The organism is Herbiconiux daphne, from assembly GCF_024979295.1.
Classification (GTDB): domain Bacteria; phylum Actinomycetota; class Actinomycetes; order Actinomycetales; family Microbacteriaceae; genus Herbiconiux; species Herbiconiux daphnes.
Genome location: NZ_JANLCJ010000527.1, coordinates 1 through 616, shown reverse-complemented (window position 1 = coordinate 616; position 616 = coordinate 1). Strand labels below are relative to the sequence as shown.

Genomic DNA, 616 nt, shown 5'->3' with positions numbered 1-616 from the left:
CATTAAAGGCTCCACCAATCGCATTGATAATTTTACCAAGAGAACTGAATGCATTTGTTATGGCTTGAACCATCTTATCACGTCCGCCCATAGACTGCCACAATTGGAGCATACTATTACGGCTATTAGACATGTTATTAATGATTGGACCAATGATATTATTAATACCAGTCCAGAGAACTTTAGCTTGATCGGCATTACCGAATACAAGTTCCCATGTAGTCGCCCATCCAGAACCAACAGATTCTTGAACAGTACCAACTAACTCCCCAAAAGTCTTAACCTGAGTTGCAGCTTCCAAGAGAGATTTATCTGTAGCGAATTGTTTAAGAGTAGCAAGCAATACGTCAGTAGTTGCCCAGCCATCTTTAAGTGAATCATTGAAACCATTTGATAAGTCTACGTTTTTACCCATTGCTTTTGCATTCTCAACAAGAGCATTTTGAAATTTAGGACCACCCATACCAGCTGACTGCAATTGCTTCCAGTTGGCGTAATCCATCTTACCTAATGAAATCGCTTGGTTCATCGCTGTATCTAATAATCCACCAGCACGAGCAGCTTCAATACCAGTACCCGCCGCCAAGTTATAGAAACCTTGGATAGAAGTCGATGC

At 41.1% G+C, this 616-nt stretch carries 1 protein-coding gene; it reads right to left on the bottom strand.

Features of this window, described 5'->3' with window-relative positions:
• Positions 1-616, bottom strand: a 616-nt coding sequence (locus tag N1032_RS26255; RefSeq protein ID WP_259543583.1) for a hypothetical protein, incomplete at both ends; no start/stop codon positions are given.